17 protein-coding genes are annotated in these 17,320 nt (G+C 48.6%); 9 read left to right on the top strand and 8 right to left on the bottom strand.

The window, feature by feature from the left end; all coding sequences use genetic code 11:
* Positions 1–66 precede the first annotated feature (66 nt).
* From GV64_RS21025 to GV64_RS21015, 3 genes are all read right to left on the bottom strand, one after another.
* Positions 67–513, bottom strand: a complete 447-nt coding sequence (locus tag GV64_RS21025; RefSeq protein ID WP_020583198.1) for a PTS sugar transporter subunit IIA — start codon at positions 511–513, stop codon at positions 67–69.
* 27 nt (positions 514–540) lie between these two features.
* Entirely contained in the window at positions 541–855 is a 315-nt protein-coding gene (gene hpf, locus GV64_RS21020; protein WP_020583197.1) for a ribosome hibernation-promoting factor, HPF/YfiA family, read from the bottom strand.
* Between the two features lie 227 nt (positions 856–1,082).
* Positions 1,083–2,546, bottom strand: a complete 1,464-nt coding sequence (locus tag GV64_RS21015; protein WP_020583196.1) for an RNA polymerase factor sigma-54 — start codon at positions 2,544–2,546, stop codon at positions 1,083–1,085.
* 364 nt (positions 2,547–2,910) lie between these two features.
* On the opposite strand from GV64_RS21015, the gene dcuC reads away from it, so the two are divergent.
* Positions 2,911–4,284: a C4-dicarboxylate transporter DcuC gene (gene dcuC, locus GV64_RS21010; protein WP_034844437.1), complete on the top strand. Its 1,374-nt coding sequence runs from the start codon at positions 2,911–2,913 to the stop codon at positions 4,282–4,284.
* A gap of 61 nt (positions 4,285–4,345) precedes the next feature.
* On the opposite strand, the gene lptB is transcribed toward dcuC, so the two are convergent.
* The 5 genes from lptB to GV64_RS20985 form a co-directional block, all read right to left on the bottom strand.
* The gene (gene lptB, locus GV64_RS21005) at positions 4,346–5,071 is read right to left on the bottom strand and encodes an LPS export ABC transporter ATP-binding protein (protein WP_020583194.1); all 726 of its coding nucleotides are present in this window, start codon (positions 5,069–5,071) and stop codon (positions 4,346–4,348) included.
* Positions 5,072–5,156: 85 nt separating this feature from the next.
* Positions 5,157–5,696, bottom strand: coding sequence for a lipopolysaccharide transport periplasmic protein LptA (gene lptA / locus GV64_RS21000; protein ID WP_020583193.1), 540 nt, complete (start codon positions 5,694–5,696; stop codon positions 5,157–5,159).
* Positions 5,697–5,753: 57 nt separating this feature from the next.
* Positions 5,754–6,362, bottom strand: coding sequence for an LPS export ABC transporter periplasmic protein LptC (gene lptC / locus GV64_RS24035; protein WP_020583192.1), 609 nt, complete (start codon positions 6,360–6,362; stop codon positions 5,754–5,756).
* A gap of 24 nt (positions 6,363–6,386) precedes the next feature.
* Complete coding sequence (locus tag GV64_RS20990; protein WP_020583191.1) at positions 6,387–7,361, bottom strand: KpsF/GutQ family sugar-phosphate isomerase; 975 nt, start codon at positions 7,359–7,361, stop codon at positions 6,387–6,389.
* A gap of 123 nt (positions 7,362–7,484) precedes the next feature.
* Complete coding sequence (locus GV64_RS20985) at positions 7,485–8,447, bottom strand: calcium/sodium antiporter (RefSeq protein WP_020583190.1); 963 nt, start codon at positions 8,445–8,447, stop codon at positions 7,485–7,487.
* A 406-nt stretch (positions 8,448–8,853) separates the two neighbouring features.
* Here GV64_RS20985 and GV64_RS20980 point away from each other — a divergent pair, with 406 nt between their 5' ends.
* The 8 genes from GV64_RS20980 to GV64_RS25390 form a co-directional block, all read left to right on the top strand.
* Positions 8,854–9,711 carry an ATP-binding cassette domain-containing protein gene (locus GV64_RS20980; RefSeq protein ID WP_020583189.1) on the top strand — a complete coding sequence of 286 codons (858 nt, stop codon included), beginning with the start codon at positions 8,854–8,856 and terminating at the stop codon, positions 9,709–9,711.
* Positions 9,708–10,502, top strand: a complete 795-nt coding sequence (gene mlaE / locus GV64_RS20975; protein ID WP_020583188.1) for a lipid asymmetry maintenance ABC transporter permease subunit MlaE — start codon at positions 9,708–9,710, stop codon at positions 10,500–10,502. The genes GV64_RS20980 and mlaE overlap by 4 nt, the downstream gene beginning before the upstream one ends.
* A gap of 14 nt (positions 10,503–10,516) precedes the next feature.
* The gene (gene mlaD / locus GV64_RS20970; RefSeq protein WP_020583187.1) at positions 10,517–10,981 is read left to right on the top strand and encodes an outer membrane lipid asymmetry maintenance protein MlaD; all 465 of its coding nucleotides are present in this window, start codon (positions 10,517–10,519) and stop codon (positions 10,979–10,981) included.
* Between the two features lie 36 nt (positions 10,982–11,017).
* Complete coding sequence (locus GV64_RS20965) at positions 11,018–11,689, top strand: MlaC/ttg2D family ABC transporter substrate-binding protein (RefSeq protein WP_020583186.1); 672 nt, start codon at positions 11,018–11,020, stop codon at positions 11,687–11,689.
* Positions 11,689–12,000, top strand: a complete 312-nt coding sequence (locus GV64_RS20960) for an STAS domain-containing protein (protein ID WP_020583185.1) — start codon at positions 11,689–11,691, stop codon at positions 11,998–12,000. Before GV64_RS20965 ends, GV64_RS20960 begins: the two co-directional genes overlap by 1 nt.
* A 117-nt stretch (positions 12,001–12,117) precedes the next feature.
* Positions 12,118–12,369, top strand: a complete 252-nt coding sequence (locus GV64_RS20955; protein ID WP_020583184.1) for a BolA family protein — start codon at positions 12,118–12,120, stop codon at positions 12,367–12,369.
* A gap of 149 nt (positions 12,370–12,518) precedes the next feature.
* Positions 12,519–13,781, top strand: a complete 1,263-nt coding sequence (gene murA / locus GV64_RS20950) for a UDP-N-acetylglucosamine 1-carboxyvinyltransferase (protein WP_020583183.1) — start codon at positions 12,519–12,521, stop codon at positions 13,779–13,781.
* Between the two features lie 738 nt (positions 13,782–14,519).
* A partial coding sequence (locus tag GV64_RS25390; protein WP_160171819.1) for a hypothetical protein occupies positions 14,520–17,320 on the top strand: 2,801 nt, incomplete at its 3' end.

Below are 17,320 nucleotides of genomic sequence, written 5' to 3'. Positions count from 1 at the left end.
ATATATCACTTGCACGAGTATGAATGATGACCCTTAAAAAAATCAGGGAGACTGTTGGAAGGTGTTCTAGTCACTGACACAATGATAGAGCATGCCTGTATCTGTAGCTGTCCGTATTTTTTGCAGCATTAGCGAAGAGTGAAAGCGTTCGGCCAGAGCTTTCAGAATCTCCAAATGTTCTTGGTTTTCACCCTCCGGGACAATCAGCGCAAATACCAGGTCAACCGGCTTACGATCCACTGAGTCAAAGTCAACGGGTTCCGCCAGTCGTATAAAAAGGCCAACCGGCTCCGGACAGGCTTTACAACGGCAGTGGGGAATGGCTACGCCTTCTCCCAGTCCAGTAGTGCCAAGACGTTCCCGGGCAACCAGGGCTTCAAACAATTCTTTGGCGTTGATTTCGGGGACTTCACTGCTGATTCGATCAGCGATAAATTCCAGAATTTTCTTTTTGCTGACCCCGTGCACACCATCAAGGGTGCGCTCGGGGGTTAAGATGCGATGAATAATCATGCTATATAAGAATGGCAACCTGAAAAATCAAAGGGCATGGCCACTGGCACCCTGTTGCCTGTGTAGCGCTTTTTCTTTCTGTTTAACCAGCTGCCGATCCAGCTTGTCCGAGAGCAGGTCAATGGCTGCGTACATGTCTTCGTGCTCGGCGGTCGCATTAATCTCAGCTCCCCGCGTATGCAGAACCGCTTCTGCTTTCTGCACCAGCTTTTCTACACTCAGGGTCACCTGAACATTGGTGATATGGTCAAAATGTGAAGCAAGACGTTCCAGTTTCTTGATCACATAGTCGTGCAGAGCTTCTGTTACCTCGACATGATGTCCACTGATGTTGACTTGCATGTAACGCTCTCCTGATCCCATTTCCAGATAATCACCAGTCCGCGGGATTTTTCGTACTGGCTGTTTACTGAAAATGCCGTTTTCGTTGTTTCCTTATCTTCGGGTGAAGGTAGGAACGGCATTTTCGCTCATGGCTGTCTTCGATTCTAACACTGTCAATGCAGCTTGGAATGCCCTGGGGCAAAAAAACTATTCTTTGTACGCTCTTTACAAGGCCCTCTGGGTAATCAGAGTACCAGTTGTTTTCGCTCGTTAGAGGGAGGTAAGTTCATAGATTCGCGATATTTGGCGATAGTGCGCCGGGCGACCTTGATTCCCTGTTCTCCCAGTATGGCTGCGATTTTATTATCACTCAGTGGTTTTCGGGGGGGCTCTTCAGCAATCAGTTTGCGAATATGGGCCCGGATGGCTGTGGATGAGCACTCTCCCCCCTCATCGGTACTGACATGACTGGAAAAAAAATACTTCAGTTCATAGACTCCCCGTGGTGTGTGCATGTATTTCTGGGTGGTCACCCTTGAGATGGTTGATTCATGCATGCCAACGGCATCGGCAATATCTGCCAGTACCAGAGGTTTCATGGCTTCATCCCCTTTTTCAAGAAATTCCTGCTGGTAGGCAATGATCTGACTGGCGACTTTCATCAGTGTTTCATTACGGCTTTGCAGGTTTTTCAGAAACCACCGGGCTTCCTGAAGGTGGTTTTTCATAAATACATTATCACGACTGTTGTTGGCTCTCTGAACCATGGACGCATAGTTATTATTAATACGCAATCTTGGCAGGGCATCTGAGTTAAGCTCGACAGTCCAGCGTTCTTTTATTTTTCTAACCGAGATATCCGGGACAACATACTCCGCTTCAGATTGGTCAATGGCATTCCCCGGTTTTGGGGTAAAGCTCTGAATCAGGCTCAATGCTTCCCGTAGCTGATCTTCTTTCAGCTTGGCCCTGCGCATAATTCGAGCATAATCGCGAGTGCCGAGTGACTCCAAATGGAGGCTGATCAGTTTTTCGGTATTTTTAAAGTGCGGTGTTGATGGTGGAAGTTGCCGAAGTTGAACCAGCAGGCACTCTTTTAAATCTGTGCAGGCGCAGCCCACAGGATCAAATTGTTGAATTCTGTGTTGAAGTACTTTTATCTCTTCAATCTCCAGTTCTTCTAGCTGGGATTGAAGTGAGACAAACAGGTCATCCAGTGTGCAGGTCAAATAACCGTCTGGGTTAACCGCTTCAATGATAGCAAGGCCGATCAGGCGGTCCCGATCGCTCATGGGAGCCATATCGAGCTGCCATTCCAGATGATCCTGAAGTGACTCTTCGGCTGAAGATTTTGCCAGTGGGTCATAATCATCGTCGCCACTACTGGCAGGCAGGCTGGAATACACATCATCCCAGGCAGAATCTACCGGAAGCTCATTAGGAATGCTTTCTGACCACTCCGCCATCTCTTGAGGTTCAGGTTCTGACGTGGTTTCACTCAGATCAAGCAGTTCTTCCTTGCCATCACTGCTGGTGGGCATGTCATCGCTCTGGCTATCCTCGGGTTCCAGCATGGGATTGGACTCCAGAGCCTCCTGGATCTCCTGTTGAAGGTCCAGAGTTGATAGCTGTAGCAGCCGGATGGCCTGTTGCAGCTGAGGCGTCATGGTCAGCTGCTGGCCCATCTTGAGCTGTAAGGAAGGCTTCATAGGCAACAGTATACCTTTACTTCGTTGTCCGTGGAGACTGCAGGCTGCCGATCTTCCCCAAAAAACTGATGGAATGGGGTGACCGTTGTCTGGTCAGTATTAGCACGGATGCTTTTGCGACCACTCTCCATGTGTGGCTGATTATAAACCCATAGTCGTATCCGAAAAAAGTATCACGGTTAAAGATGATGAGTTCGACTGTGTTTCTTTGTTCTGTATCAGTGGTTTCCGTCTTAGGTGTTCGGTCAAAACGACTATGAGAATTGTTTAATAAAAGTACTGAATCATTATTTGACTCTGATCAATTACAAACCTTAGTACAAGAAATAACCTGTATGAAATTTAAGCATTTTCAGGGTTTTTTGTGGATATTCTTATCGTTATACCAGTGGTTGCACTGGTTATTTACGCCATAGTGAAGAACTACAGTGCATCTGCATCATTAGCCATCGCAGGTATTGTGTTGCTCAGTGCAGCAGCACTGATGGGTGTAAAGGATATTCTGCCAGCGGCTAAAGCCACCGGCTTTATGCCTTTTGATATTTTTGAACTGATGAACTCAGTGTTCAGTTACCGTATGGCCAGCCTGGGTCTGACCATTATGGCCTGTGGTGGTTTTGCCAGCTACATGTCACATATCGGTGCCTCTGAAGCCTTGGTTCGACTCGCGGTTAAGCCGATCAGCCGCTTCCGTTCTCCCTATATGGTATTGGCGCTGTGTTACTTACTGAGTGTAGTGCTGCAGATGTTCGTAACCTCTGCAACTGGACTTGGTCTGCTGCTGATGGTGACACTGTATCCGGTGCTGAGAAATATCGGTTTGAGCCCTGCTTCAGCGGTTGCTGTTATTGCTTCTCCAGCAGCTTTTGAAATCGGTGTGACTCAGGTGAATGCCAACTTTGCTGCCAGCCAGTCCGGACTGGAGATTACAGAGTACTTCCTGGGGTATCAGGCTTGGATCACCGTTCCCATGGCTCTGGTGGCTGCGGCTCTTCACTTTGTCTGGCAGCGTCGCTGTGACCTGAAAGATGGCTATATTGCTGCAGAGCATGTGGGTGAGGGCATCGAACGTTCTGATGATGAAAAGAAAGAGCCAGCCCCTGCATTTTATGCATTGCTGCCCATGATTCCTTTCTTCCTGCTGTTGATCTTTTCCAAGATGATGGTGTCGTCCATCAAAATGAATCTGGTCATGGCCATGTTGATCAGCGTATTTGCCGGCATGCTCTGTGAAGTGATCCGTTCACGGAAAATGAAAGCGTCGCTTGAAGGCTTTGATCGCTTCCTTAACGGAATGGGTGCAGTCTTTGGCCCAGTGGTTGGCTTGATTATTGGTGCTGAAATTTTTGCTACGGGCTTAAAGCATATTGGTGCGATCGACTCTCTGCTGGGTTCTGCCCAAGGTTTGGGTATAGGCGCTGGTGCGATGACGATCTTCATGGCCTGTCTGATCGCTGTGTCGGCCATCATGATGGGTTCTGGTAATGCTGCATTCCTGTCGTTTGCCACACTGGCTCCGGAAGTGGCCAAGAGCTTTGGTGTTCCTGCGGTTACCATGCTCCTGCCTATGAACTTTGCGGCTTCCATGGGGCGTTCCATGTCTCCCATCGCAGCGGTAGTCATTGCCTGTGCCGGTATTGCCAAAATCTCACCGTTTGAAGTGGTGAAAAGAACATCGGTACCGATGATTGGGGCGTTTATTGTCGGTATGGCTCTGCACTTGATTCTGTTTGTATAAAAACATCAGGCATGAATAAAAAAGGCTGGTTTTCACCAGCCTTTTTGCATCTAGGAAAAAATCATAAACTGAACTGGTGCCCAAGATAAACGTCACGAACCTTCTGGTTGGACAGTACAGTATGGCTGTCGCCCTCAGCAATGATATGCCCTTCGCTGACGATATAAGCCTTCTCACAGATATCCAGCGTTTCCCGAACGTTATGGTCGGTAATCAAGACCCCGATACCCCGGTTCTGCAGATGGCGGATGATGGACTTGATATCACCAACGGATATCGGGTCAACACCGGCAAAGGGTTCGTCCAGAAGAATAAAGGTCGGATCTGTGGCCAGTGCCCTGGCAATTTCTGCTCGTCTTCTTTCGCCGCCGGATAGCGCCATGCCAGCGCTGTCACGAATGTGGCCAATATTGAACTCATCCAGCAGGGATTCCATTTTCTCGACACGCTGCTTTTTATTGAGGTCTTTTCGAGTTTCCAGAATTGCCAGAATATTGTCCCGTACACTGAGGCGGCGAAATATTGAAGCTTCCTGGGGAAGGTAGCCAATACCAGCCCGGGCACGATTGTGCATTGCCTGGAAGGTGAGGCCTTGGTGATCAATGCTCACTTTACCACCGTCAGCCTTGACGAGGCCGACGATCATATAGAAACAGGTGGTTTTACCGGCACCATTAGGTCCAAGAAGCCCTACGATCTGACCACTATTAACCTGAAGAGAGACATCTTTGACAACATCTCTGCCTTTGTAGCTTTTACTAAGGTGTTCTGCCTTGAGGATTGCCATCCGGTTGTCTGTTAACCTGATAAAAAATGAAATTTGAAGCCGTCGTGAAACAGCATCTTGAAACAGAGAGTGGCCTGAGAAAAAATCAGGGCTTGGCGTCAGGACTCTGCTTCTGTTTGGGTTGAATAACCATTTGTACACGACCACTTTCACCCTGATTCGGTGTACCTTTGGCATTCACTGTTTGTTGGGCCAGGTTGTAGTTGATTTTTTCCCCCTTAAAGGTGTCACCTTTTTGAGAGAGCTGAGCATTTTTAATCAGCTCAATCTGGTCACTATTTACATCGTATCGAATGGTGTAGCCCCAAGCCTGAACGGTTCCCTGTTCGCCAGGTTGGAGCTCTTCGTAATAAGCTCTTCCTTTATTATTGCCTTGAGCAATAACCTTGGTAACTTCACGTCCCTTGGTATAAATAGTAATGATGTCTCCAGTGATGCGAGTGGTGCCTTGAGTCATCACCACGTCACCACGATACACCGAAACGCCTTTCTTATTATCAATGTCAGCGGCATCAGAATTAATTTTGATGGGCTGCTGACGATCTGTGGGTAATGCCATTGCCATAAATGGAACAAGCAATAGCCCGGCTATTAATGCTTTCATACGAGGTAAGTAAATAGTCATACGCTGTCGTTCCTTTGACTGGGGTAATAATAGGCATCGATTCTTAGAATAAGTGGCTTATTCAGGTTCATAGACCCCCCGTACTCTGGATTTCAATTGAACTCTTCCCTGTTTGTAGTAAGCCGTCATGCCAATGGCTCTAGTCTCACCTGTATCATTGGTGATCAACACCGGGCGATCGGTGCTGGCAACCTCAAGGTCTGGAGATATTGTGATGAAATCTGTGTCCATGCGCAGCTCTTGTTTGAGAGGGTTTTCAGAAGAGTGCACATCAGCATGCTGTTTTTTTGAAGGGCTGGACTGGATGATCACAACATTGTCCCACAGTTCAATATCTTTACCACCGGGTAGTAACTTTCCGTTTTCTGAGCGGGAAGTTGTAACCTGCCCGTTGTCACTGAAATTGGTCAATACCGGTAGTTGAAGCAAAGTATTATCGTTGTGCGGATAATGGGTAATGCTGTCTGATTTCAGCTGGTAGTGTAAGGCACCAGTGAGGTCGTACTCCTTAACCAGTGCATCGACCAGAAAGTAATCAGCATCCTGTCGGATAATTGGTGATTGACTGTTGCTTGCAGGCACTATTGAGCCATCATAAGCCCAATAGCCTGTGACCAGCATTAGCATGAGTACTGCTGAGATTATCAGATGATTGCGGTAGGTCATCCAGGTTCCGTAACTGTAAGCTGCTTAAACCACGCCCGCTTTCAGCAAGTCATGCATATTGATTGCACCGACAGCATGGCGGTTTTCATCAACACAGATTAGAGCATTGATCTTCCGGTCATCCATAATTTTCAGGGCTTCAGCTGCCAGAATTTCTGGCGTGATAGTCGTGCATTTAATGGTCATGACATCATCAATGGTAGTGTTGTGAGGGTCGACACCATGGTCAAGTGCGCGACGTAGGTCTCCATCCGTAAAAATTCCAATGACCACATTATTGTCATCAATAATGGAGGTCATTCCCAGCCCTTTTCGGGTCATTTCCAATAACGCTTCTCCCAGTCGGGTGCCTTTTTTGACCATGGGGATACGGTTACCTTCATGCATAACGTCCTGAACTTTCAAAAGAAGCCTGCGACCCAGTGCACCGCCAGGGTGTGAAAATGCGAAGTCTTCTGCCGTAAACCCTCGAGCTTCAAGAAGTGCGATAGCCAGTGCATCACCCATCACCAGCTGAGTGGTGGTGCTGGATGTTGGTGCCAGGTCAAGAGGGCATGCTTCTTTGTCAACACCAGTGTTCAGGTTGACTTCTGCTGCCTGTGCCAGAGTTGATAATGACTTGCCTGTCATGCTGATGACAGCAGCGCCCATGCGCTTGAACAGAGGCAGCAAAGTAACGACTTCCGCTGTCTCGCCAGAATTTGAAATCGCAAGTACGACATCATCCGCGGTAATCATGCCCATATCACCATGGCTGGCTTCACCCGGGTGGACATAAAATGCCGGAGTACCCGTGCTGGCCAGTGTTGCACTGATTTTACGGGCGATATGTCCTGATTTACCCATACCTACGACAACAATCCGGCCTCGACACTCAAGCATTAACCGGCAGGCTTGGCTGAAGTCTTCACCGATGCGTGGAAGCAAGGCTTCAATGGCATCCTTCTCTATCTGGATGGTGCGACGACCAATTTCAATAAAATTCTGGTCAGAGGTCATTTCGGTAAAGCCTTTGATGGAGATGTCAGGATTTTATGGCAAAGCATAACCTTTCAGACTCCTGTGTAAAATAGTTCAGTGCCGGGGTGTGAGAGTTTCAAACTCCCAAAGTCAATCTGGCGCTCAGACAACTTGTGTATAGAGCCATGCACCGTAACAGACATATCCAGTTAGCAGGATAATACCTGTAAAACGCCCCAGTGTTTTAGGTTTTTTACCAAGCATAGCCATGGCAGCCACTAGAACGGTAAATGCCAGCATGACTGTATAGTCTCTGGAAAAAACGGATTCGTTCAACGATCCTGGGGCAACCAGGCCTGGCATGGACAGTACTGCCAGTAAATTGAAGATGTTAGAGCCGACAACATTACCAAGAGCAATATCGTGATGCCCTCTTATAGCGCTGGCTACAGAAGCTGCAAGTTCAGGAAGACTGGTACCAATGGCTACGACGGTCAGACCAACGACCAGTTCGCTGATGCCCATCAGTGTGGCAATTTCTTTGGCTCCCCATACCAAAATCTGGGCACTGATCAGCAGCAGTAATAGGCCACCAATAAGTTCCAGGTAGGCTCTGCTCGAAGGCAGCTCTTCAATTTCTTCAACTTCAGCCAAAGGCTCTTCCGGGTGAGCCTTTTGCCAGATCACCATGAGATACAGTGTCACAAAAAGGCCAGCGAGAAGGACAAGACTTTCAGTAAGGCCAAGATAGTTGTTTGCCAGACAGGCGCCAGCAATAACTGTCACAAACAGCAGCCAGGGAATTTCACGCTTGGCTAACGCAGATTTTACGGGCAATGGTGCGATAAGTGCTGTTAATCCAAGTACCAACCCCATATTGGCAATGTTGGAGCCAATGGCATTACCAACGGCGATATCTGTGTGTCCTTGAATGGCAGACATCAAAGAAACTAATATTTCTGGTGCAGAAGTACCTATGGATACCACGGTCAAGCCGATAAGCATGGGGGAAATACCCCAGTTTCTGGCAGTAGCAGCTGCACCGCCAACAAAGCGGTCAGCACTCCAGGTGAGGAGTATGAAGCCAATAATAATGGCTGCTATGGCATAAATGGCAGGACTCATTCCGGAAGGTTTCTCAAGATTTTGTATAAAGGAAGGGAGTGTATGGAAAATAAGGCTGGCAATGCAACTGCAATGCAGTCTGAATTGACCATATACGAATAAGAACAATCCGATAGAATTTAAGCGTTGCTATCAATAAGGTGCAATAAAAGTGTGAAACAGGTCATAATGTTTAGGGCCTGTTAAGGTTTTATTGTGTGCTCAGCGTATCAGGGTGGCTCAGAAAAGCGCCATCTGCTTTGTCAGACTTGCTTGACGTAGAATGACTACGCGCTGCTCAAGTCTTTAGCGAATATGACGCTTTTCAGAGCCAGACTACGCGTCCCGCTGAGCTCGCATAAAACCTCAACAGGCTCTATGTCTGGATGACCTTTTATTCTGTCTGTCGCAGGGATCTGCTTACTCAATGATGAACTCCGCCTCTTCTTGTGAAGAAAATCGCACAGATAATTTTATTGAGATCCGGGGCTTAACCTTTTACCGCGGTGCCCGGGCTATTTTTAATAATATCGACTTGGATATCCCTCGAGGCAAAGTCGTGGGTATCATGGGACCGTCGGGTACTGGAAAAACGACCCTGCTTCGCCTGATTGGCAGACAACTCCGACCAGATCAGGGTTCTATCCTGATTGATGGACAGGATCTGTCCAGTCTGTCCAGAGACCAATTATTTGTATTGCGTCGTAAGATGGGCATGCTGTTTCAAAGTGGCGCTCTTTTTACCGACTTGAGTGTATTTGAGAATGTTGCCTTTCCTCTGCGTATCCACACTCAGTTATCAGAGTCGATGATTCGTGACATCGTGTTGATGAAGCTGCATGCGGTTGGTTTACGTGGCGCATGGTCGTTGATGCCCAGTGAGTTGTCAGGAGGGATGAGTCGACGTGTGGCGCTGGCCCGTGCTATTGCGCTTGACCCGGAAATGGTGATGTATGATGAGCCATTTGTTGGACAAGATCCGATTGCCATGGGCGTTCTGGTGGAGTTGATTCGTAAACTGAATCAGGCGCTGGGAATCACCAGCATCATTGTTTCCCACGATCTTCATGAGACCGCCAGTATTGCTGATTTACTTTATCTGATTGCTGATGGCGACGTTATTGGCTCTGGAACACCTGAAGAAATGTTGAGCTCAAATGATGAGAGGGTGCGTCAGTTTATGCAGGGATTACCGGATGGGCCGGTACCTTTTCAATATCCCGCAGATGACTATCAAGATGATTTACTGGCAAAACGACATACTGGCTCTGGGGGGATTCAATGAAATTTGATGTTCTGGATCGGCTGGCTCAACTCGGTCAGTTTGGTCTCGGTCATATTCAATCTCTCGGTCGGTCCGGTATTTTTCTGTTTCTGGCTATTTTCTCCAGGGCAGGCTTTAGTGGCCGGGGCTCGCTCCTGATACAACAGCTGTATAACGTAGGTGTGCTGTCGTTAATTATTGTGACAGTTTCCGGGCTTTTTATCGGTATGGTTCTTGGGTTGCAGGGTTATAGTATTCTGGTTCGCTACGGCTCAGAAGGGGCTGTTGGACAGCTGGTGGCCTTGAGTCTGGTTCGCGAGTTGGGACCTGTGGTGACGGCTCTTCTTTTCGCTGGGCGTGCTGGTTCTGCTCTGACGGCCGAAATTGGTTTGATGAAAACTACTGAGCAGTTGTCCAGCATGGAAATGATCGGCGTAGACCCTTTGAAAAGGATTATCGCACCCCGTTTCTGGGCTGGTGTTATCTCACTGCCGTTACTGACAGCTATCTTCAACCTTGTTGGTATTCTAGGTGGGGTTATGGTGGGCGTCGACTGGCTGGGCATTTATGAAGGCTCGTTCTGGACAGGAATGCAGCAGTCCGTTGATTTTGTTCACGATGTCGGCAATGGCATGGTGAAAAGTCTTGTTTTTGGTATTGTGGTGACCTGGATTGCTGTTTTTCAGGGCTATGATGCGATTCCTACTTCAGAGGGCATCAGTCGTGCAACAACGAGGACAGTAGTTTATGCCTCTCTTGCTGTACTTGGGCTTGATTTCATTCTGACCGCAGTGATGTTTGGTGAGCTTTAAGGAGAGAGCATAAAATGCGGATGCGTACGGTAGAAATCAGTGTAGGCGCCTTTATGCTGGCGGGAATGCTGGCACTGGTGGCTATGGCTGTAAAGGTGAGTGGTCTTTCACTGAAGAGCGGTGGTGAGACTTATGAACTTCATGCCTACTTTGATAACACTGGAGCTCTGAAACCCCGGTCTAAAATTTCCATGTCTGGTGTGACTATCGGTAAGGTCAAAGAAATTGAGCTGGATAAAAACACTTATATGGCCAAGGTGGTGATGGATATTAATCGGCACATCGATAATATCCCTGTTGATAGCACAGCAGCGATTGTAACAGCGGGGCTTTTGGGAGAGCAGTACATCAGCATCAGTATCGGTGGCGATGAAGCCTACTTACGCAGTGGTGATCGTTTTGAAGATACGCAGTCAGCCCTCATTCTTGAGGAGCTGATCGGTAAGTTTCTCCTGGGTACAGTGAACAAGGGAGAGTAGCCCTGCTTCTCTCTGATTTAGCGGATGGAATGGACGATGAAACGCAATAAAACCTTTTTGACTGTTCTGACGATGCTGTTTTTACAGTGGTCCTCGGCTGTTTTTGCAGAGGAGCAGACAATTCAGTCACCACAACAGGATGTTGAAACGATTACCCGTGAGCTTTTGTCTACGCTCGAGAAAAATATCGATGGTTATAAAAAGGATAGTGATGCTTTCATCGTAGAGGTCGACCGTCAGCTGTCTCCGGTTGTTGCTTTTGACTCCATTGCCCGGGGGGTTATGGGTAAATATTCCCGTCGTGCGAAGCCTGAGCAGGTTGAACAATTTTCGTCAGTTTTTAAAAACAGCTTGATCAGCTTTTATGGTAAGGCTCTGCTGAAGCTGGACGATACACGGTTGACTATTGAGAAAGTCGATGCCGTCCCTGAAGCGGTACTGAGTGATTATAAAGCCGGTAAGGCTCGACTGGTACCTGTTGATATGACGGTAAGAACCTCATCGGGTATCGTCGCCATTTCTTATTCCATGGTGCATGATGATGGACGCTGGAAGCTCAGGAATATTATTGTTGATGGTATTAATATTGGTATTCAGTTCCGTAATCAGTTTGCTGATGCGATGAGCAAGCATAATAACGTTCAGTATGTTGTTGATCACTGGGCAGAGATTATGAAAGGTAATGCCGCTGCCGAGGATAAGAAGTAATGTCTCTGGAGTTGGTTGAACCAGGGCATTTCAAGCTCAGTGGTATTATTAACTTCGAAACCGCCCCTGTTATTGAATTACAGGGGCGGAAGCTACTTGAAAGTACTTCTGAAGATCGCTGGGAGATCAGTTTAAGAGGTGTCTCTCAAGCGGATAGTTCTGCGCTATCAGTCTGTCTTTCCTGGGTTCGCTTGGCTCGTGAGCATAATAAATCCATTTGCTTTTCCAGCATGCCTGTTAAATTGAAGGCACTTGCCCAAGTCTGTGGAATACAAGGACTCATAAATAGTGTGAGCTGTTTGGCAGAGTGATTCGGCTTGGATCTCATATATTTTTTGGGGCTATCAATGGAACCCTCTCTCAGATATCATTGACCGATTTTACTGTTCCCTTTAATTCCTGAATGTTATTCCCTGAGAGGTTGGATCATGCAAGCCGAAGAGGTCAAGGCGCTGCTGGAAAAAGAGATTGCGGGTTCACAAGTGATTGTTGAAGGTGAGGGATGTGACTTTCGCCTGACCGTAATCAGTGACCAGTTTGAAGCCAAGAGACCGGTTCAGCGTCAGCAGATGATCTATTCTCACCTGAATCCATTTATCACCAGTGGTGCAATTCACGCTGTATCAATGGTAGCGCTTACAACAGCAGAGCGTGCCAGACAACTGGATAACCAGGGCTAACAGGGTCCTTGAGAGGTTCAATCCGACAAAGATCATCCTATGCTCGGTGTAGATGGCTGTATAGCTGTATATGAATCAGTGCCTGCTCTGAGTACCCTCCGATGAAAGCATCTTTTCCGATTACCTTTCCGGTCATTAAGTGAGAAACCATGGATAAACTGATTATCACCGGTGGCGTGCGTCTTGATGGAGAGATCAGGGTCTCTGGCGCCAAGAACTCTGCCCTGCCAATACTGGCAGCGACTCTGCTGGCCGACTCTCCGGTCACAGTGTGCAACCTGCCCCACCTGCATGACATAACCACGATGTGTGAGCTGTTTGGCTGCATGGGTGTTGAGTTGCTGGTGGATGAAAAGATGAATGTTGAAGTTCATGCCAGCACCATTAAACAGCTCGTAGCCCCTTATGAACTGGTGAAAACCATGCGAGCTTCCATTCTGGTCCTTGGACCACTGCTGGCAAAGTTCAAGTCTGCGGAAGTTTCACTGCCAGGTGGCTGTGCTATTGGCAGTCGTCCAGTTGATTTGCACATCAAAGGCCTGCAGGCTATGGGAGCCGATATTACCGTTGAAGACGGTTATATCAAAGCCAGTGTCAAAGACCGCCTGAAGGGTGCGCATATCCTGATGGATACCGTGACGGTTACTGGAACGGAAAATATTTTGATGGCAGCCACGCTGGCCGATGGTGAAACGATTATTGAAAATGCTGCCCGTGAACCCGAGGTGGTTGACCTGGCAGAATGTCTTATTACCATGGGGGCCAAAATTGAGGGCCATGGTACGGATCTGATTCGAATTCAAGGCGTTGAACGACTCAATGGCTGCACCTACTCAGTGCTTCCTGACCGTATCGAAACCGGAACCTACCTGATTGCCGCCGCAGCGACCGGTGGCCGTGTTCGCCTGAAAGATACCCAGCCAGATATTCTGGATGCCATTCTGATCAAGCTCCGTGAAGCCGGTGCTTCCGTTGAATGGGGCGATGATTGGATTGAGCTGGATATGAAAGGTAAGCGGCCGAAAGCCATTGACCTGAAAACAGCTCCTTATCCTGCAATGCCTACGGATATTCAGGCTCAGTTTACGGCGCTCAATACCATTGCCGAAGGCACTGGTCGGATCACAGAAACCGTGTTTGAAAACCGCTTCATGCATGTTCAGGAAATGAAGCGCATGGGTGCAGATGTTGATGTTGAAGGCAACACCGTTATTATCAAAGGCGTTGAGCAACTGAAGGCTGCTCCGGTCATGGCAACAGACCTCAGAGCCTCGGCCAGTCTGGTCATCGCAGGCCTTGTTGCTGAGGGAGATACTCTGGTTGAGCGTATCTACCATATTGATCGTGGTTACGAGTGTATTGAAGAAAAGCTTCAGCAACTTGGTGCCAAGATTCGTCGCGTTCCTGCCTGATTTACACTTCTTTTCTATCCTCTTACCCTGATTTTCGACTTTCTGGTCAAAAATCAGGGAACTTTTCTCCTTTTTAAGATTCCAATAAAACGGTCGTTTCGGATTTGCTTGTAATAACCTGCAGATTTATTAAGTTCTTTTAAATCAAACGGGTAGATGGATTTTATCATTTCGTCGGTTTCACTGACCCAGTGTTTACTGAGTGATAAAGACTACTTCAAATACAAGAATGTGTTAGGCAGTAGAATGGAGTCTTAATGAATGGACTTGGGGCTAGTTATTGTTAATCCAGCCGTAGCATGTACACATGGATCTCCTGATGGAATAAACAGGAGGCTTGAATCTGTTCGTCCTAAATCTAACCCCACTGAACCTGATCACTCAGCTAGCCTCCAAGGAAGACTGAACCCTCCCTCTAGCAGCGGGACTTTACTTAGTGACCGAGAGTCTATCACCCGAGCTTCAGGGAGGGTCATTATAGGCTCTGTTGTAGACAATGATTTTGAAGCTATTTCAACAGATACAGTATCCGGACTGCCGGATGCAGTCGGTGTTTGTGATAATACACCCAGAGCTGCTAGTCCACTTTCTGAAACTTCCCAAAGTTCTGGGGATGAGTATTCAGATGCTCTAGCTTTTCAACACATCTACCATAATATCTATCTTCAAATTCTGAAAAGAGTTCATGAGGCTCTCCATCAGGGAGTTGACTACACCACTCAGCTAATTAGCAATTCAGTGAATGAGGAACAAATTGATGCTATCGATAGTGATAGCTCAGCTCCACAACTAGAAGATGCTAGTGTTCCTGCGACACAACCTCCAGCCCTCATAGAAAGGGGCGTTGAAACTGCTGAGCCAACTAAAACCGGGTTAGGTTTTTTCAAAAGGTTTGGTGCTGCTGCTAAAGGTCTAGCTAAAGATCTAAAGGATCGTACTGTTACTGTCCTGGCAGAATGGCAGATAAAAAAAATACTCAAAAATCCGGATGCGCGTGAGGAGTTGTCCAGGGCAATTACTCTGGTGTTAATAAAAGAAGTTAAGCGTGCCACTTCTTTGAAAATAAACTCAGTTGATATACCAAGGGTTCCTGATGACAGGGGTAATAATGAAAGACTGAATAACTTCACTAGAGCTATTTCTCCAATCTTGTTTCATTTAGCTCATCATGCCTGTTTGAGTGGAGTTAATTGGGCTGACACCACCGATGGACAAAAAAGCATACAAGACAATCTTGTCAGTTTGATCGAACACATTCTGAAGCTGTCAACTTCATCTCGTGTTAATAGTGAAGGAAATAAAGCTGATGAACTACTGGGACAGTGTGTTGCTTCTGCCTTACAGTCAGGAAGAACCTTTATAGATAAAAAATTGGAAGGGGTTGAATCTCAATGCATCCAGCAGATTGTAGATGAAGCTTTAGCTCAGCTGTTGGAAGACGGTATAGACCTAACAGAAAGCAATTTTGATGAAGTCCTGGCTAAAGTGAAATCCATAATCACTAAATCCCTGATATTCATTCATGCAGATACCGTTCAAATTCTTAACGATTGGTATGTGGATGCACCAGAAGACGTCAAGTCTGAAAAAACAAGACTTATTGGCGAAGTAGAGAGTGCCTGTAGCGCTATTTTAAAAAAACATGGCACCACTATCGCGAAGTTGTTTGGTACCAGTGATCGAATTACGGGTGCACTCAATGAGCTTTTAGATGAGTTTATTAACCAGTTTAGGGACCCAGAACAATTTAAAGGAAAGCTTGATAAAGGCATTGCCTACGCCGAACCTTTAATTGTTTCAGCCATTAAATTCCGCTTGGATGCATTAAAACGGGATTTACAAAAATGCAAGGCTGAGGGAAAAGGGTTTAAAGCTCTTGTTGACAAGGTTGCTAGCACTGATAGAGCTAACCAACAACAGGCAGCCGCAGTACTTAACACGGAGCTCGAGGAGAATCCGGAACTGCCCGATCTAGCGGATGTCGATGCCGTGAGAGAAATGCTGGGTACCGACGTTGAAGGCAGTGAAGCGCCGCAGAAACCGGAGCACTGGCGCCGGCTCTGTGAGGCCGTCGTTGAGCAGTTAGGCCATGGGGCAGGTCAGTTGTATGACCTGACGACGGGGGATGTTCTCGACCTGAGGGAGCAAGACGAAACGGAACAGGCGGCGGGTCGTGCGCTTCTGGGCAGGCACATCGAGGCGGTCATCGGTGACGTGGTCAGCGAAGGTGCCGGATTCATTGCCCAGCGGAATGCCGCCCAACAGACTGATGGTCAGGAGACCGGTGACCAGCAGCCTGCAGAGGGCACCACGGGGCTGATCGAGAAACTGCCGCCTTTGCTGACGACGCCCGCCGTTAATAAGATGTGTGAAACCCTGCTGTCCGCGGCCATGAGAGAGCAACTGGTTGTCCAGGTGACACAGGCGGCCGGGCAGGCACTGACATCAGATGACAAAGGTAAGGCAACGGCCGCCGGCCCGTCAGCGCAGGGAGCCGTTGCAAAGCCGCACACGTCGGCGGGGGTGGCCGTGGACCAGGTGCTGAGAAAAGAGCTGTCCGACCTGCTCCGCACCGGGGCTGACCAGCTGGGTGAAGGCCTGAAAGCCCTGCCTTATGAGACAGTGCAGAGGATTGGCCGGGACCTGCCCCTGCAGGGACTGGGCGATGGCGTTGACTGGTTGTCCGACGTGGTGAAGGACCTCTTTAAGGCCGATGAGGACAGCGCCCGCGCCCGGTTGACCCGGGTGCTGACCGATCGGGTCGTGAGTGCACAGAATGAAGTGATTGACCATGTGCTTCGCTGGCTGGCGGGCGAAGGGTCGCAAGCTGGCGAGGGTGAAGCCGGAACGAACCCCAACCGGGATAAACTGCTGGACATCGTGGTTGCCCGGGTCAACCCCCTTGTGGCGCCGGCGGTATCCGGGGCAGTTGTGGAAGTAACCCGGAGTACCGGGCAGGCGGTAGACCCGGAGGCGCTTAGCGGTGCCATAGCGCCCTTCCTGAGTGAGCAGTTTGACCAGGGTGAGGTGTTCAAGCGGCTGTCCGGTTACGGTGTGGATCAATTGACGGCGTTGGTCAGGAAGCATAGGGAAGCGATCCGGCAGGATGTGAAAACCCGGGCCCGGACCCTGATGGCGGAGGTAGTGAAGGATCTGGAAGGCATTCTGGATGGGCACCTGGAAACCCTGCGTGCGGCAGTGGCAACCGGTCAGCAGCACCGGGTAGATGCGTCAAAGACCTTGGCACGGGTGGCGAAAAAGCTGGACCCGGTACCCGATAGGGACACCGGGCTGATCGGTATTGCTGCCCTTGATGCCATGGGTGAAACGGCTGAAGACAGTGAAGAGCCACAGACACGGGAGCACTGGCGCCAGCTCTGTGAGGCCGTCGTCGAGCAGTTGGGCCATGGTACAGGCCAGTTGTATGACCTGGCGACGGGGGATGTTCTCGACCTGAGGAAGCAAGACGAACCGGAACAGGCGGCGGGCCGGTTGCTCCTGGGCAAGCACATCAAGGCGGTCATCGGTGAGGTGGTCAA

This window comes from Endozoicomonas elysicola (genome assembly GCF_000710775.1).
GTDB lineage: Bacteria > Pseudomonadota > Gammaproteobacteria > Pseudomonadales > Endozoicomonadaceae > Endozoicomonas > Endozoicomonas elysicola.
Note: the sequence above shows the minus strand (reverse complement) of the source record. Positions and strands in the feature narration are given on the sequence as shown.

What these genes read in the sequence shown, in the direction of transcription:
- GV64_RS21025 (WP_020583198.1), bottom strand. Translation starts at nt 513, where the DNA reads ATGATTATTCATCGCATCTTAACCCCCGAGCGCACCCTTGATGGTGTG.
- hpf (WP_020583197.1), bottom strand. Translation starts at nt 855, where the DNA reads ATGCAAGTCAACATCAGTGGACATCATGTCGAGGTAACAGAAGCTCTG.
- GV64_RS21015 (WP_020583196.1), bottom strand. Translation starts at nt 2,546, where the DNA reads ATGAAGCCTTCCTTACAGCTCAAGATGGGCCAGCAGCTGACCATGACG.
- lptB (WP_020583194.1), bottom strand. Translation starts at nt 5,071, where the DNA reads ATGGCAATCCTCAAGGCAGAACACCTTAGTAAAAGCTACAAAGGCAGA.
- lptA (WP_020583193.1), bottom strand. Translation starts at nt 5,696, where the DNA reads ATGACTATTTACTTACCTCGTATGAAAGCATTAATAGCCGGGCTATTG.
- lptC (WP_020583192.1), bottom strand. Translation starts at nt 6,362, where the DNA reads ATGACCTACCGCAATCATCTGATAATCTCAGCAGTACTCATGCTAATG.
- GV64_RS20990 (WP_020583191.1), bottom strand. Translation starts at nt 7,361, where the DNA reads ATGACCTCTGACCAGAATTTTATTGAAATTGGTCGTCGCACCATCCAG.
- GV64_RS20985 (WP_020583190.1), bottom strand. Translation starts at nt 8,447, where the DNA reads ATGAGTCCTGCCATTTATGCCATAGCAGCCATTATTATTGGCTTCATA.
- GV64_RS20980 (WP_020583189.1), top strand. Translation starts at nt 8,854, where the DNA reads ATGATGAACTCCGCCTCTTCTTGTGAAGAAAATCGCACAGATAATTTT.
- mlaE (WP_020583188.1), top strand. Translation starts at nt 9,708, where the DNA reads ATGAAATTTGATGTTCTGGATCGGCTGGCTCAACTCGGTCAGTTTGGT.
- mlaD (WP_020583187.1), top strand. Translation starts at nt 10,517, where the DNA reads ATGCGGATGCGTACGGTAGAAATCAGTGTAGGCGCCTTTATGCTGGCG.
- GV64_RS20965 (WP_020583186.1), top strand. Translation starts at nt 11,018, where the DNA reads ATGAAACGCAATAAAACCTTTTTGACTGTTCTGACGATGCTGTTTTTA.
- GV64_RS20960 (WP_020583185.1), top strand. Translation starts at nt 11,689, where the DNA reads ATGTCTCTGGAGTTGGTTGAACCAGGGCATTTCAAGCTCAGTGGTATT.
- GV64_RS20955 (WP_020583184.1), top strand. Translation starts at nt 12,118, where the DNA reads ATGCAAGCCGAAGAGGTCAAGGCGCTGCTGGAAAAAGAGATTGCGGGT.
- murA (WP_020583183.1), top strand. Translation starts at nt 12,519, where the DNA reads ATGGATAAACTGATTATCACCGGTGGCGTGCGTCTTGATGGAGAGATC.